Annotated in this window: 9 protein-coding genes and 1 tRNA gene; 3 read left to right on the top strand and 7 right to left on the bottom strand. The window is 59.4% G+C overall.

The window, feature by feature from the left end; genetic code table 11:
- Nucleotides 1–13: 13 nt before the first annotated feature.
- Together addA and KI236_RS02185 are read right to left on the bottom strand one after the other, a co-directional pair.
- On the bottom strand, nt 14–3562 hold the full coding sequence (gene addA / locus KI236_RS02190) for a helicase-exonuclease AddAB subunit AddA (protein ID WP_212818897.1): 3549 nt from the start codon (nt 3560–3562) through the stop codon (nt 14–16).
- Nucleotides 3555–6878, bottom strand: coding sequence for a PD-(D/E)XK nuclease family protein (locus KI236_RS02185; protein ID WP_212818895.1), 3324 nt, complete (start codon nt 6876–6878; stop codon nt 3555–3557). The genes addA and KI236_RS02185 overlap by 8 nt, the downstream gene beginning before the upstream one ends.
- Before the next feature lie 154 nt (nt 6879–7032).
- Here KI236_RS02185 and KI236_RS02180 point away from each other — a divergent pair.
- Nucleotides 7033–7109 (top strand) — tRNA-Pro (locus KI236_RS02180).
- A 264-nt stretch (nt 7110–7373) separates the two neighbouring features.
- Nucleotides 7374–7970, top strand: coding sequence for a hypothetical protein (locus tag KI236_RS02175; RefSeq protein WP_212818893.1), 597 nt, complete (start codon nt 7374–7376; stop codon nt 7968–7970).
- A gap of 90 nt (nt 7971–8060) precedes the next feature.
- Here KI236_RS02175 and KI236_RS02170 read toward each other — a convergent pair whose 3' ends face one another.
- The 3 genes from KI236_RS02170 to KI236_RS12280 are packed head-to-tail and all read right to left on the bottom strand — an operon-like array spanning nt 8061 to nt 10672.
- Nucleotides 8061–9026, bottom strand: coding sequence for a D-2-hydroxyacid dehydrogenase (locus KI236_RS02170; RefSeq protein ID WP_212818891.1), 966 nt, complete (start codon nt 9024–9026; stop codon nt 8061–8063).
- Between the two features lie 37 nt (nt 9027–9063).
- Nucleotides 9064–9819: an NAD(P)/FAD-dependent oxidoreductase gene (locus KI236_RS12285; RefSeq protein ID WP_329958958.1), complete on the bottom strand. Its 756-nt coding sequence runs from the start codon at nt 9817–9819 to the stop codon at nt 9064–9066.
- Nucleotides 9746–10672 (bottom strand): FAD-dependent monooxygenase, encoded by a 927-nt coding sequence (locus KI236_RS12280; RefSeq protein ID WP_329958957.1) that lies wholly within the window; start codon nt 10670–10672, stop codon nt 9746–9748. Before KI236_RS12280 ends, KI236_RS12285 begins: the two co-directional genes overlap by 74 nt.
- A gap of 198 nt (nt 10673–10870) precedes the next feature.
- On the opposite strand from KI236_RS12280, the gene KI236_RS02160 reads away from it, so the two are divergent.
- Nucleotides 10871–12241: a S1C family serine protease gene (locus tag KI236_RS02160; RefSeq protein ID WP_212818889.1), complete on the top strand. Its 1371-nt coding sequence runs from the start codon at nt 10871–10873 to the stop codon at nt 12239–12241.
- 324 nt (nt 12242–12565) lie between these two features.
- Here the strand turns inward: KI236_RS02160 and KI236_RS02155 are convergent, their stop codons facing one another.
- Both KI236_RS02155 and KI236_RS02150 read right to left on the bottom strand, forming a co-directional pair.
- Nucleotides 12566–14005, bottom strand: coding sequence for an aminoacyl-histidine dipeptidase (locus KI236_RS02155; protein ID WP_212818888.1), 1440 nt, complete (start codon nt 14003–14005; stop codon nt 12566–12568).
- Nucleotides 14006–14064: 59 nt separating this feature from the next.
- Complete coding sequence (locus KI236_RS02150; protein ID WP_212818886.1) at nt 14065–15438, bottom strand: NAD(P)/FAD-dependent oxidoreductase; 1374 nt, start codon at nt 15436–15438, stop codon at nt 14065–14067.
- Nucleotides 15439–15589 lie beyond the last annotated feature (151 nt).

The raw sequence follows: 15589 nt of genomic DNA, 5'->3' as shown, positions 1-15589 counted from the left end.
ATTAAAAACTGCATCAGATCTCCACTTCCGCTCCCGTGGAAAAGAAATAGAGAATTCTCCGGCAAACCGGCGCCTCCAGCACCCGGCTCAAGGCCAGGCTGTATGCCTCCAGCTGGGCCCGGTAGCGCTCCGCCCGAGCCTTTTCCTCCCCGGGGTGCAGGTAGTCTGTCTTGAAGTCCGCCACGGCGATGCCCTTCTCCGTGCGGAAGCACACATCCGCCACACCCTGGAGCATCATCTCCTCTCCCCGGACCCGTGGATCGTACACCTCCGCAGGTACCAGCAGGGCAAAGCGGAACTCCCGCCAAACCTGCTCCGCCGAGCGCATCTGTGCGCACAGGTCAGATGCCAGGAATTTTGCGATCTGTAAAGTATTAACGCTTGCCCCCTGCTCCGGCGTCAAAAGTCGGCGTTCTACCAGTCCGCGCACGAATTCCTCCACCGCATCAGCCCGGGCCGGGGTGTCAAAGGGCAGGTACTGCATCACCAGGTGCGTGGCTGTACCCCGCTCCGCCGGGGTCAGCCCCTGCCGCTGCTGCAGGAATTTCGGTGCGGGAAAGTCGCTCCGGGGGGCCATGTGCTGGCCGGTTCCTTCGGCGATCTGCTGATCCACCTCCCGGCCCTTGAGCTGGGTGGCCGTAACCTTAGACGGCACCCGGGATGCATCCATGTGCCCGTACCGCTGCTCCAGCAGCTCCGGAAAAAGAGGCGGCTCCGGTTCTTTCTGTTTCTTTTCTTCCTCTGCACAGGAAGTATTCTTCGGGTTTTCATGGAGATACACCCGCCAGCCCGGCGCGTCCTGCCGCAGCTCCGGCTGCACCCCGGCCCAGGTGTGCAGCACCCCTGCCTGAGTGGTACACAGCAGCGTCTGCAGTACCCATTGCCCCATGTTCGCCGCCCCTCGGACCACTTGCGGCGGCACGGGCAGGTCCGTCAGCGCCGCCAGGCTCTCCACCTGACTCCTCGCCTTTTTCATGCAGTCTACCAATATCAGCTTCTCCTGAGCCCGGGTCATGGCCACATATAAAAGCCGCATTTCCTCCGACAGCATTTCCTTTTCCATCTCCAGGGCCAGAGCGGTTTTAGACACCGTGGAATACCGCACCCGCCGGGCCGGATCCACCCGCTCTGCCCCCAGTCCCAGCCGGGAGTGGACCAAAACAGGCCGCTTCATGTCGTCCTTGTTGAATTTTCGATTCAGGTCGCACAATATGACCACCGGAAACTCCAGTCCCTTGGAGCGGTGGATGCTCATAATGCGCACGCCCCCGGTGCTCTGCTCTGATGCGATCTGCGGTTCCTTGCCCCGGGCCATGAGACTGCGCAGATAGTCCGTCAGCTCAAACACAGTGATTTTTCCCATGCCCGCCAGATCCTCCGCATAGCGGCACAAATTCAGCAGTCGGCTCCGGCGCAGCTCCCCGTTTTCCATAGCTCCGAAAATGCCCGGAATGTGCAGCCTGTCATACATCTGCCATAAAAGCTGATCCGCCGGCAGCTCCGCCGCCAGGTCCCGAAGCTGGGAAAGCTGCTGCAAAAATGCCTGCACCGGCTCCTCGCCGCAGGCACAGCAGGCCTCGTAAAAGTCCCCCTTGGCGCAGCTGCGAATGCGGGAGAGCAGATCCGGGGTAAAGCCGTACAGGGGCGATCGCAGCACAGCGATCAGCGGCACATCCTGCCGGGGATTGTCAATGATCTGCAAAAGCGAATACACCGTAGAGATTTCAACGGTCTCAAAAAATGCCTCCCGCTCGCCTCCGGAATAGGGGATACCGCAGCGGCTCAGGGCTGCCCCCAGCTCCGCCATGCGGCTGCCCGGTGAGCGCATCAGAATCACGATGTCCTCCGGCTGTACGGGCCGCAGGGTGCCGTCCTCCCCCTGCACGGGGAATTTCTCCTCCAGCAGCTTCCGTATCCGCCCCGCTACAAAGTCCGCCTCCACCCGTACCCGGTCAAATTCCTCGTCCTCCGTGTCCTCTACGCTCACCAGGTGCAGCTCCGTCTCTCGGTCCGGCGCGGGGGCATAGTAGGTAGCCCCGGCATTCAGCTTCTCCGCCTCGCCGTACTCCATCTCGCCCATCTCCCGGGACAGAATATTGCGGAAAATAAAGTTAGTAGCCTCCAGCACTTCGGGCCGGGAGCGGAAATTACAGGTGAGCAAAATCTTTCTCGCCTGCCCGGGCAGGGCGGCGCTGGCGTGGCGATAGCTCTCATATTTCTCCAGGAATATCTCCGGCTGAGCCAGGCGGAACCGATAGATGCTTTGCTTGACATCTCCAACGGTGAAAAGGTTTTCCCCTTTACGGGAAATGGCGTCAAAAATACAGTTTTGCACCTGGTTGGTATCCTGGTATTCATCCACCATGATCTCCACATATTCCCGGGAAATCTGCTTTGCCAGCTCCGTAGGCGCTCCCGCCGCGTCTGTCAGCAGCTCCACGGCGTAACGCTCCTGGTCGGAAAAATCCGCCACATTCCGCCGCACCTTTTCCTGCTGAAAGCTCTCGGTAAAATCCGCCGTCAGGTCCACCAGGGCCAGCATGGCCGGAGCCATGGCCCGCAGATCCTCCAAATGCTCTGCCTGGGTCACGGCAAAGGGCTCCATGACCTCCTTCAGCTCCTTTTGGAATCGTTCCTTCAGCTTCTGCATCCGGGTTTTCCAGTACTCGTTCTCCTGGCCTCGAACGGGCTTCAGCCTGGGAAACGCCAGGTCCACCGCTGCCACGGCGTCCCAGCCCCTGTCCGTGGCCTCCCTCAGTGCTTCCATCGTCCGGGACATAGCCAAAAAGCCCGCCCCGTAGGCTGTTTCCACCGCCGGACAGGCGGCCATTTCCTCCACCGCCCGTTGCAGCCGCCCGTTCCAGAAGTTCGACCACTGCTTCAGGTCGTTCAGCAAAATCTCGCCGAAAGGCGTCTGCTCCAAATGCTCCGGCACCGCCTGCCAAAACTTCCTTGTCTCCCGGAGCCATGCAAGAGGATGTGCCTGGCTCTGTAATTTATCATACAGCTCCAGCACCAGCTCCGTAAGGCGGCTGTCATCCCGGCCTGCGCCCAGAGTCTGGGCCAAAAGCTCGGCGTTGCCGTCCCCCTGCTCCAGAGCCTCATAGAAGCGGTCCATCACCCGGTCCAGCACCCGCTGGCGCAGCACGGCCCCCTCCTGCTCGTCCAAAAGCCGGTAATCAGGTGTAAGGCTTCTCCCCTTTACAGGTGTAAGCAGATGTATGTTTTGCCGCAACAGGCTCCCGCAAAAGGCGTCCACCGTTTTGATTTCCGCCTGATATACCCGAAAAAGCTGGCGGCGCAGATGGTCGCTCTCAGGCTGCTCCGCCACCCGTTTGGAAAGCTCGTTTGCAATCTTTCCCCGAAGCTCTGCGGCGGCGGCCCGGGTATAGGTGATAATGAGGAAGTCGTCCACACTGCACTGCTCCTCCTCGATCCTGCGAAACAGCCGCTCCACCAGCACCTTGGTCTTGCCGGAGCCGGCCGCCGCCGACACCAGCAGACTCCCGCCCCGGTCCGTCACAGCCATCCGCTGCTCGTCCGTCAGTCTGATCTCACCCATGGTGCGCCTCCTCTCCTAATTCCTTCTCCATATTCTCCCACACCTGCGCCGTCGGGGTGTTTCGTATGTACCGCCGCCGATCCCTGCCCACACCGGGCCGGAAATAGCAGGCCGAGGCATAGGCGCAGTAGCGGCAGGCACTGTCCTGCTGGGATCGCTGCACCGGGTCCGCGTCCACATTGCCCCGGGCCAGCTCTCCGGCGATCTGTTCCAGCAGATGCTCCGTGTACTTTCCCAGCTGCCCCAGCTGGTAAGCGGTGGCCACTCCGTCGGTGATGGTCCCGTCCTTTTTAAGGGTAATCGGAAGATATACCGGCTTTTCCAGGGCGCTGTGCTCCATAGCCTGCAAAACCTCCGCATCCTGCAAAAGCAGACCGCTGCGCCGCAGCTCCGCCTGCACATCACTGCGGATTTTCTCCTCCGATGCTCCCCGCTTCTCTCGCACGATCACATCCTTTGCCGGGAGATACAGCAGCCCCGCCGGCACCACCGGCATTCCGAAGTGTGCCTGCCCCTCCTTTTCCAGGGCAAAGAGGTACAGCAGCATCTGTATGCCCAAGCCGTACTGCACCTCGCTGAGGTCAAAGGATTTTTTCCCGGTCTTATAGTCCACCACCCGCAGGTAGAGCCTCCCGTCCTTTACCCAGCCGTCCACTCGGTCCACCTTGCCCACGACCCGCAGGGAGATCCCCTCCCGCTCCACGCAGACTGCCGGCAGATCCGCATCCTTCCCGCCGAAATTCATCTCGAACTCCAGCAGCTTAAAGTCCGACTGCCGCATTTCATCGGCAATGCTCCGCACCACTGCGCAGGCGGTCCTTTGCAGCCGCTCAAACAGATAGCGGAACCGCGCGCTTTTCTCGCTGTACCGATCGATTTTCGTCCGGGCGAATTCTCCGGTGAACTGCTCCACCAGTGCGTCCAGCTCCTCCGTCTCCACGCAGGCAAAGCCGCCCCGGTCCCGAACCGTGCGCAGCACATTTTCCAGCAGATAGTGGAGGAAGGTTCCGATTTCCGGTGCCTGGAATCCGGCGGTTTTTCGCTCCTTAGCCCGCAGACCGTACTCCATGAAGTAGCCGAAATGACAGCTTTTCATGCGATCCATCCGGGACGCGGACATCTGCACCTGGGTTCCGTACAGGGCACGCACCGCCTCCGGTGACAGCCGTCCCCGCTCCATCTGCTCCGCCCGGGCGATGGCCTCCAGCACCCGACCGTTTTCTCCGTCCCGCCGGAAATAGTCCGCCAGAGCGCTGCCCGGATAGCGTCCCGCGATTTCCAAAGCCGTGGCAGGCACACCGAGACGGTATGCGCCATCCTCCTTTTGCACCGGCACCTGGGGCAAAAGCCGCCGGATACGCTCCACCACGAAGGCAGGGCGCAGGGCGCTCCCCTCCAGTGACACCGTGGGATAGCTCACGCACAGCCGCTCCGTGGGCTGGGTCAGGGCCGAGTAAATATTTTGCAATTCATTGTCCAATTCGTCAAAGGATGCATCCGCCAATGGCAGGTCATGCTCCTGCAAAAAGCTTCTGTCCTTGCGGTCCAATATGCCGCCGCTCTGGTTCACCTGGGGCAGCACATGGTCGTTGCACCCCAGCAGGAAAAGTGACCGCACCCTTCTGCGGTCGGCCCGGGTCATCTCGCTGACCTTCACCTGGTCCAGGGTGGCCGGAATGGTGGCCACGCTGTACTGGGTCAGCACCAGCCGTAGCATCCGGCAAAATTCCTCCCCGCTCAGAGGCGTATCGCCCAGGATCTCCGCAAACTGGTCCAGCACGCCGCAGAAAATTTCCCATAGCTGGCGGTACTCCTCTGCCGTCTGCACCCGTCCGGTCTCCAGAAGGTGCTGCACCTGCTGCTGCAAAAGCTCCGGCACCCCTGCCTGCTGGGCAAAGCGGTACACAGCCTCCGCTTTTTTCACCGCCGCCGAGGGCGCACCCATGCTCTCGTACAGGGCCAGCAGCGGCAGCCGTACCTTTTCCCGAATGGTGTTGATTTCGTCCAGCCGTGCCTGGCGCTCCGGGGTCATATCCGCGCCGTATCCATCGGGATTTGCCGTCCAGGCCACATCCCGCAGCCACATTTTTCCCCGAATCCCCCACAGGACCACATAGTTTTCCAGTGCGTCGCACTCCGCCCGGTCGATGCCCGCCAGGCCGGTTTTCAGGTATCGGAACATATCCTCGTATTCAAAGCCGCCGGTCACGGCGTCCAGTGCGCCCAGAATCAGCAGCAGCGGCGGCTTTTGCAGGATATCGCTGCGGCGGCTCATATAGACCGGAATGCCGTCCCGGGCAAAAATATGCTCCAGCAGCGGGCCGTACTCCTCCAGGTTCCGGGCTGTCACGGCGATGTCCCGGCAGCGATAGCCCCGGGAAAGCATCTGCCGGATTTGTGCCGCCGCATACTCCACCTCCGCGTAGGCGGTGGTAGCCTCGTACAGCTTCACCTGGTCCTCTCCGCCGGACCGCTCCGGGGCCGCCGCCCCGAAAAAGTACCGTTCCAGATGTCCCAAGGCCGAATTTTCCTGACGCTCCATAAACTCCATCTCGCACCGCTGCCCCATCTGCCGGGCCATGCGCACGAGCCTCTGGCGCTGTCGGAAGGCGTTTTGGAATATGTCGGAAGCAGAGCGGTCCCCCAAAAGGGTCACAGTAACGCTGTGTGCCTGCTGCAAGACCGTCTCCAAAATTCCCTCTTCCACTTTATTAAAATAGGAGAAGCCGTCAAAAAACACATCTTTATCCCGCAGATAGTCTGACTGCGGCAGGGCATCCCGAAGCTTCTGCACCCGGGATCGGGCATCCCGCCCCCCTTCCCGGAGCCGAGCGTCGTAGGCAGCGTAGAGCAGGGCCACATCCCGCAGCTTGTCCCCTCGCTGTCCCGGGGCCTCCTGCACCCGGACATACATCTCCTCCGGGGCGATTTCGTAGGCGTACAGCTCGTCCATCAGGGCCACAAGCTGCTCCAAAAACGCCGCCCGCCGGGAGGGATTATTGAACACATGGAGGCTTCCGGCCACCTCTTGCAGTGCCATGCGCATGGTCAGCAGCTTGCCGCCCCCGTCCAGGGTGAAATCAGACAAGCCACCCACCTCTCCCAGCACGCGCCCGGAAAGGTTACGCAAACTCAGCACCTCTGCATACCGGCTGGCTGTGTCGCCCAAAGCCCGGCACAGCGCCACCTCCGCCTCGTGGGACACATGCTCCGGAACAATAAGCACCTGTCCCCGGGTGCGGCAGTCACGCTTCATCGTCTCCAGAATCCGCTCGGATTTTCCCGTGCCTGCCCGGCCGATCCAAAGCTGCAGCATACGCTTATACCTCCCTGTTTTTTCTTATTTTCGATTATACCATAGCGCAAGGCCAACTGCAAACATCTGTTCGTATATTTTTCCTGTCCTATCCGGTGTAAAACCCCTTGACATTGGGGGCAAAAATCCCTATAATAAGAAAGCTATGAAAAAACGGGGCGTGGCGAAGCTTGGTATCGCGCATGGTTCGGGTCCATGAGGCCGAGGGTTCGAATCCCTCCGCTCCGACCACAAAAAATCCCTGAAATTGCTGAGAATGCAGCGATTTCAGGGATTTTTATTACTTTTTTCCATGAAATATTCGTCCCAATCCGACGATGGTGCGCTCCATGAACACAGCCGTGAACACAGATAAATATGCAGAATCTGCACCAATATCCTTTACTCTGTCCATTTTCCTGCTTGTCATATGGTTAATTTTGTGCTATGGTAAGGTATGAAAACAATGATTTCCTGCGGTTTTTGGGAAATAGGCAGGGAAAATGGAGGACATCTATGAGTACAAATTTCAGAACTCGTATGTTCGGCGGCTTCGACCGGGAGGATGTGGTCGCCTATATCAAGAAGATCACCCAGGAAAATCAGGCCCAGCTGGAGAAGCTGACCCAGCAAAATCAGGCCCTTTCCCAGGAAAACGACGGACTCCGCCAGGAGGTTGCCGCCCTGCGCAGCCGTTTGGACAGCTATGAATCTTCCTCTCGGGAAAAGGACGAGCTTTCCCAGCAAAACCAGCGCTTAGCCCAGGAAAACCGTGACCTGCAGGACGCTATGCGGGAAATGGAGGAGCGGTGCGGGCTTTTGCAGGAGCAGGCCGACGAGTACGCAAAAATCCGTGACCACATTGCGGAAATCGAGATCAGCGCCCACCGGCGGACGGAGGAGTTCCGGGCCCAGGCCATCCAGCGCATCCACACCCTGGTCGCCCAGCAGCGAAGCTGGTGCAATGAAAACCGGGTACGCTATGAGGAGCTTTTGCAGCGCTTTGCCGAGAAGCTGGAGACGGCCAAAAATGTGGTCCAGGAGTCGGACCTGTCCGGCTTTGGCGAAATGCTCACTGCTTTGGACGAGCTGGATAAAGAGCTGGACCGGTAATTCTATCACCTATAAAAAAGAACCGCCCGGGGGCGGTTCTTTTTTTAGCGCAATTTTTTTCCTGCGCTCCCGCAGGGCATTTTCAGGGGCTTAGTAACCCAGGGAGCGATCCACGAAGCGCTTTAACTTCTTCCCGGAGGCGAAATTTTTTAGGTCCTCGCAGAACAGGGCCACATCCCGGTCGCAGGTAATGCCCAGGGACATATTGCCGCTGATGTGGGGGGTGAGGAGCAGATTCTTGGTATCCCACAGAGGGTGATCCTTGGGCAGAGGCTCCGGGACCATCACATCCAAAGCCGCCCCGGCCAGGTGTCCGCCGTTCAGGGCCTCCATCAGAGCCTCCTGGTCAATGGCGCTGCCCCGGCCCACATTCACCACATACGCCCCCTCCGGCAGCAGGGCAATGCGCTCCCGGGAGAGGATGTGATGGGTTTCCGGGGTACCCGGCAGGGCCATAACAAGGATTTCCGTCTTGGGCAGGACGCTGTCAAGCTCCGCAAAGGTATACATCGCATCGTAAGCGGGGTCCCCGGCCTTTTGGGTCCGGCGCACACCCCGCACCGCCTTGGCTCCCAGGGCCCTGGCCCGGACGGCGAAATTGGTGCCGATGTCCCCGGTGCCCAGGATGGTAATGCTGCTGCCGCAAATGGAGCGCATGGGCAGCGTGCGCAGCCATCCTCTCTCCCGAACCACCTTTTCAAATTCCGGCATCCGCCGCAAGAGCATCAGCGTCACCATGATGATATGCTCAGCAATGGTAATGCCGTAGGCCCCGGAGGAATTGCTCAGCAGCACCCCCGGATGGGGATAAATGCTTTCGTCCATATAGATATCTACCCCGGCGAAGCTGCAGCAAAACCATTTCAAATTGGCCGCCGCCTTCAGCTCTCCGGGCAGGCAGCACCCATAAACAATCTCATACTCCGCCGCTCTCTCCGGAGGCAGATGTCCGTCCGGGTAAAAGTCCACGGTATAGCCGCACTCTGCTGCGGTTTTCTCAATTTGCTCCCGATGCTCCGGGGTAAAAAACACATCCGCCGCCGCAATTTTTTTCATTTTATATAGTCCTCCTTATTCATAAACCGGCATAAAATCACAGATTTTTCGCCAAAATTTTTTCCGCACAGCGCATCCCGTCCGCCGCCGCCGACAAGATCCCCCCTGCGTACCCGGCCCCCTCGCCGCAGGGGTAAAGTCCGGTGATATTGCTCTCGTAGTCCTCGTTCCGGGGTATGCGTACCGGGGCAGAAGAACGGCTCTCCACCGCTGTAAGCAGGGCGTCACCGTCGGCAAAGCCCGGAAGCTTTTTATCCAAAAGGGGCAGAGCCTGCTCCAGAGCTCCGGCGATGAAATCGGGCAGACAGTCGTGAAGGTCGGCGTAGCGCACGCCGGGCCGATAGCTGGGCCTCACGCTTGCGCAGCCCGTGGAGGGACGGTGATGCAGAAAATCCTCCACCCGCTGACAGGGCGCCGTAAAGCCGCCGCCCAGGCGGTAGGCCGCCTCCTCCAGCCGCCGCTGAAAAGCGATGCCCGCCAGGGGATGGTCGCTGCCAAAATCCCTTGGGCTCACGCCCACCAGCAGGCCGCCGTTGATGTTCTCGCCGCTGCGGGCATACTCACTCATACCGTTGGTAACGGTACGCCGGGGCTCCGAGGCCGCCGCCACCACCTGTCCCCCTGGACAGACACAGAAGGAGAACACGCCCCGTCCGTCGGGCAGGTGGCAGGAGAGCTTGTAGCTGCTCACAGGCAGGGCCGGATGCCCGGCATATTCCTTATACTGCACGGCATCCATGCGGCTTTGCAGATGCTCGATACGCACCCCCACGGCAAAGGGCTTGGCCTCCATAAAAAGGCCCTGACCATAGAGCCTTTCCACCGTGTCCCGGGCGCTGTGGCCCAACGCTAAAATCAGATTGCGGACAGGCAAGGCGTAAATTTCTTCCCCATGGGCGACGGTGATACCCGTCAGTTGTCCCTGCCGGGTCTCTATCCCCTCCAGCCGATGGCCGAAGCGGATGTCCGCCCCCAGAGAGAGGAGCTTTTTTCTTCATATTTTTCAGGGTAATATGGAGCATATCCGTACCCACATGGGGCTTGGCATCCACGAGAATGCTCTCCGGCGCGCCGCAGGAAACCAGCTCCTCCAGGATGAAGCGATGGCGCGGATCCTTGGTGCCGGTGTTTAGCTTTCCGTCGGAAAAAGCCCCGGCGCCGCCCTCGCCAAACTGCACATTGGAGTTGGGAAGAAGGGGCCCGCCGGACCAAAAATTTTCCACATCCTTTTGCCTCTGCTCCACGGGCTGGCCCCGCTCTAAGAGGATGGGCCGAAGCCCAGCCCGGGCCAATAGCAGGGTCGCAAACAGCCCCGCCGGGCCTGCCCCCACCACCACGGGAGGCAGGACATTTGGTGCCGTTTGGTGCCAATTCGGTGCCGATTCGGTGCCGATAAAAGTGTATCTTTGGGGAAAATACGGGGACACCTGCCTGCACCGGCTGCGCCGCAGCACCGCCCTTTCATTTTTCACCTCCACAGCCAGGGTGTAGACCAGGCAGATAGGGGGCCTGGCATCCACCGCCCTGCGCAGAACGGTCAGGGAGAGAATTTCCTCCGGGGGAATGCGCAGGAGAGCGGCCGCCTTTTCCCGCAGGCAATCCTCCGATTCCTCCGGGCGGCGCTTGACCTGTTCCAGTTTCAGCAAGGAAAAATTCCTCCCTTCTTAAAAAAATTCATATATTCTTAAAGCTTCAATTAAGATAAAGGGTTATGATAAGGAGCATAGGACGAAAGCAGGCGTCCCGGGAAAGTTTAACACAGTATACAACATTTTTCCGCTGACCACAAGCACCCGGCGCGGAAAAATATCCTCAAATAACAGAAACGACAGGAGGCCAATACTATGAGCGAAAATAACGATTTCCGTCACGAGGAGCAGGGGTACAACAACCCTGAAAACCTGTACCATTTTAATTACAACGAGCAGCACAATACACCGCTCGACCCGGGCTGGGCGGAGGTGCCGGCGGCGGCGAAAAAGCCCTCCTTCTGGCAAAAGGCCGGTGTAAAGGTCACAGCCTTGCTCCTGGCCTGCGCGGTGGTAGGCGGCGCGGCAGGCTACGGCGGCGCAGCTCTCTCCAGCAGCGGCAAGACCACGATCCGGCAGAGCAATCGCACGGCGTCGGAGATCACCGTGAAGCAGGTCAGCGGCCAAACCCTCATGTCTCCGGCGGAGGTATACGCCTCCACGGTAAACAGCGTGGTGAGCATCAACTGCTCCTCCGTGTCCACCAACATTTTCGGTCAGTCCGTGCAGTCTGCCTCCTCCGGCAGCGGATTCATTATCACACAGGACGGCTATATCGTGACCAACCACCATGTCGTCAGTGGCGCGTCCTCGGTTACGGTGACGCTGCATGACGGCAGGGAGTACCCGGCCACGGTGGTGGGCAGCGACAGTGACTACGATGTGGCGGTGCTGAAAATCAACGCCACAGACCTACAGCCGGTGACTCTGGGCAACAGCAGCAACGTGAATGTAGGCGACTCGGTGCTGGCCATCGGCAATCCCCTGGGGGAGCTGACCTTCTCCATGAGCCAGGGCATCGTATCCTGCTGCGACCGGGCCATCAATGTGGACGGCACACCCTTTAACATGATCCAGGTGGACGCCTCCATCAACCCCGGCAACTCCGGCGGCCCGCTGATGAACCTGTATGGCGAGGTGGTGGGCATTGTGTCCGCCAAGTATTCCAGCTATTCCGACACCACTGTGGAGGGTCTGGGCTTCGCCATTCCCATCGGGGATGTGCAGGCCATTATCACGGACATTATGGAAAACGGCCAGGTGACGGATAAGCCCTCCTTCGGCATTACCGCCGGGACTATGACCGAGCAGATGGCGGCTCATTATCAAATTGAGCAAAAGAGCGGTGCCTTCGTTTACAGCGTAAACAAGGGCGGAGCCGGTGAAAAGGCCGGACTGCGGATGGGGGATGTGATCACCAAGGTGGACAGCACCGACATTGCCTCCATGGAGGACCTTACCGCCGCCAAGAAGGGGCACAAGGCCGGGGACACCGTGACGGTGACCTACTTCCGTGACGGAAGCAGCCACACCACCAGCCTGACCTTTGATGTAAAGGCCGACGATACGGTGCAGGACAGCCAGCAAGGCCAGCAGAATCAGCAGGGTCAGCAGAATCAGCAGGATCAGCAGAACGGCGGCAACAGCTTTGGCTCCCTGTATGACTACTTCTTCGGAAGAGGATAAATCACAAAGAAAAGAAACGCGGCATTTTGAAGTGCCGCGTTTCTCTGAGACTGTCGAAAAACCCTCCGGGTTTTTCCGACAAAAGGCCCACAGTCTGCTGCGCGCATAATTTGTCCGTCTATAACGGACAAATTCCACACTGGCAGCCTGAGCGGTATTTTCTCTCACGCACATGTCGCGAGAGAAAATGATTTTATTTCTTTGCCGCCTGCGGGCGGCAAACTCTGCGAGGCTTTTTAATACGCTGAAAGAAACGCGGCATTTGAAATGCCGCGTTTCTTTATTTATTCGTATTTACCGGCGTCTTTGGCTCCGGATGTGTTTTCAGTGCAGACGGCGGAGGGTCTCAAGGACCAGGTTCCAGGTGCGCTGGACGGAGGAAATATACATCCGCTCCCGAGGCGTATGGATCTGGTTCACCTCCGGGCCCATGGACACAGCGTCCAGGCCGGGGAGCTTATCGGCCAGCATGCCGCACTCCACACCGCCGTGCAGTACCTCTATCTTGGGGGCGTGGCCATACTGCTCTGTGAACACCTCTACGATCAGAGAGCGCAGAGGAGAATCCTCCCGGAACTCCCAGGCCGGGTAGCTGCCGCTGACAGACATCTTGCCGCCCAGCAGGTCACACAGCAGCTCCAGCTTCTGCAGAAGCATCTCCTTCTGCGTGTTCATATTGCTGCGCACGCAGAAGGTGGCCACCACGGAATCCGCCTCCGTGGCGAGAATGCCCAGGTTCAGAGAGGTCTGGACCAGGCCCTCTACCTCCCTGCTCCGCTCCAGCACACCGTTGGGAGCGCACTGCAGCAGGGCCAGGACCCGGTGGGTGGAGTCAGCGTCCATGGGCAGGACATCACTCCGGCAGGGTGCCACGGCGACGGTAATATCACTGTCGGCCACAGCAAACTCTCTGCGGAAGATCTTCTCCATCTTTTGGCAGATAAGCGTTGTCTTTTCCGCATCCGCCACGGTCAAAACAGCGCTGGCAGCGACGGGAATGGCGTTATCCTTACCGCCGCCGGAGAGCGTGACCAGACGGCCGCTGTTCTCCTGCAAAAATGCGTACAAGATCCGGCCCAGCAGCACCATGGCGTTGGCCCGGCCCCGGTCGATGGCAGCGCCGGAATGGCCGCCCAAAAGGCCGGAGACAGTGATTTCCACCGTTTCTCCCGGGAAGGCATCCCGCTTTACAGGCACTGCAATATCAACCCTGGCAGCACCGGCGCATCCGGCGGTGATCTCACCCTCCGTCTCGGAGTCCAGGTTCAAAAGCAGGCGGCTCTTAAGGCCCGACAGGTCGATGCCGGTGGCACCCTTCATCCCGACCTCCTCGTCCACCGTAAGCACGACCTCCAGGGGCGGGTGGGGAATATCGTGGCTATCCAGCAGGGCCAGGCCCATAGCCACGGCGATGCCGTCGTCTGCGCCCAGGGTGGTGCCTTCGGCGTAGATCGCATCCCCGTCCACCACCAGATCCAGACCCTCACGAGCCATGTCCTTGGTGCAGCCCGGAGCCATTTCGCAGACCATGTCCATGTGTCCCTGGAGCATCACGGCGGGGGCGTTCTCATAGCCCGGGGTGCCGGGCTTGCAGAGAATCACATTCCCCAGCGCGTCCTGCTGCACCGCAAGGCCCCGCTCGCGGCCAAACTGCACCAGATAATCGCTGAGGGCCTGTGTGTTGCCACTGCCGTGGGGAATACGGCACAGCTCCTCAAACCAATGAAGTACCCCACGAGGCTCCAAGCCTTCCAATACTGCCATAACTTTTCCTCTTTTCTTTTATATTTTTGCAAGTATTGTTTTTCCTTCTTTACCGATCTTTACCGGTTTTCCGTCAGGTGGCGGGCCACATATACGCCGCTGGCAGAGGCATGGGACAGGGAGTGGGTGATGCCGCTGCCGTCGCCGATGACATACAGGCCCTTGCAGCAGCTCTCCAGATTCTCGTCTACGGCCACCTCCATATTATAGAACTTCACCTCGACGCCGTAGAGAAGGGTATCATCGTTGGCGGTGCCGGGGGCGATCTTATCCAAGGCGTAAACCATCTCAATGATGCCGTCCAGCAGGCGCTTAGGCAGCACCAGGCTCAAATCCCCCGGGGTCGCCTTGAGGGTGGGGGTCACCAAGCCCTCGTCAATGCGCTTTTGGTTGCTGCGGCGGCCCCGGACCAGGTCACCGAAGCGCTGGACGATTACGCCGCCGCCCAGCATATTCGACAGGCGGGCGATGCTCTCGCCGTAGCCATTGCTGTCTTCAAAGGGCTCAGAGAAATGCTTCGCCACCAGCAGGGCGAAGTTGGTATTCTCGGTTTTCATGGCGCTGTCTTCATAGCTGTGGCCGTTTACGGTTACGATGCCGTTGGTATTTTCATTGACCACGATGCCGTTGGGGTTCATGCAGAAGGTGCGGACATTGTCCTCAAACTTCTCCGTGCGGTAGACGATCTTGCTCTCATAGAGCTCGTCGGTGAGGTCGGAGAACACAACGGCCGGAAGCTCCACCCGAACGCCCAGGTCCACACGGTTGCTCTTGGTGGGGATGTGCATTTTCTTGCAAACGGCCTGCATCCACTTGCTGCCGCTGCGGCCCACGGAGACGATGCACCGGTCGCAGTCCATCTCCCCGGCGGCGGAGGTCACCCGATAGCCTCCCTCCGGCAGAGCCGAAAGATGCTCCACAGGGGTATCAAAGTAAAAGGTCACCTTGTCTTTCAGGTGGCCATAGAGATTTTGCAGGACCACAAAATTGATGTCGGTGCCCAGATGACGGACAGAGGCGTCCAGCAGGTTCAGCTTATGCTGGATGCAGAGCTTCTTAAACTGCGTCCCGGCGGTGGAATAGAGCTTTGTACCCTGGCCGCCGTAGCGCATATTGATGCTGTCCACATAGCGCATCAGCTCCAGAGCCTTATCCTTGCCGATGTGCTGGTGGAGCGTGCCGCCGAAATCATTGGTGATGTTATACTTACCGTCGGAAAAGGCGCCTGCGCCGCCGAAGCCGCTCATAATGGAGCAGCTCTTACACTTGATACAGGTCTTGACCTTGTCACCGTCGATGGGGCAGTGGCGCTTTTCCAGGCTGTGGCCTGCCTCAATGACGGCAATGCGCAAGGAAGCATCCCGCTCCGTCAGCTCGTAGGCCGCAAAAATGCCGCCGGGGCCTGCGCCGATTATAATGACATCATACTTCATATCCGTTCCTCCCGGTGTGCGATAGGCAGCGTGCAAAATGAGTCTCTTTGCCCCGCCGCTCGTGCTTTTGAAGCCTTGAAAAAAGCTCCGAAAGCCTTGGATTTCAGCACCGCAGAGGTCTTTTTCCGGACGCCTGCGGATGCTTTTTCTT

Source organism: Vescimonas fastidiosa, assembly GCF_018326305.1.
Lineage (GTDB): Bacteria > Bacillota > Clostridia > Oscillospirales > Oscillospiraceae > Vescimonas > Vescimonas fastidiosa.
This window is presented reverse-complemented; position numbering and strand designations above follow the sequence as displayed.

Coding starts and splice junctions, on each gene's coding strand:
- addA (WP_212818897.1), bottom strand. CDS start 3,562: ATGGGTGAGATCAGACTGACGGACGAGCAGCGGATGGCTGTGACGGAC.
- KI236_RS02185 (WP_212818895.1), bottom strand. CDS start 6,878: ATGCTGCAGCTTTGGATCGGCCGGGCAGGCACGGGAAAATCCGAGCGG.
- KI236_RS02175 (WP_212818893.1), top strand. CDS start 7,374: ATGAGTACAAATTTCAGAACTCGTATGTTCGGCGGCTTCGACCGGGAG.
- KI236_RS02170 (WP_212818891.1), bottom strand. CDS start 9,026: ATGAAAAAAATTGCGGCGGCGGATGTGTTTTTTACCCCGGAGCATCGG.
- KI236_RS12285 (WP_329958958.1), bottom strand. CDS start 9,819: ATGGAGGCCAAGCCCTTTGCCGTGGGGGTGCGTATCGAGCATCTGCAA.
- KI236_RS02160 (WP_212818889.1), top strand. CDS start 10,871: ATGAGCGAAAATAACGATTTCCGTCACGAGGAGCAGGGGTACAACAAC.
- KI236_RS02155 (WP_212818888.1), bottom strand. CDS start 14,005: ATGGCAGTATTGGAAGGCTTGGAGCCTCGTGGGGTACTTCATTGGTTT.
- KI236_RS02150 (WP_212818886.1), bottom strand. CDS start 15,438: ATGAAGTATGATGTCATTATAATCGGCGCAGGCCCCGGCGGCATTTTT.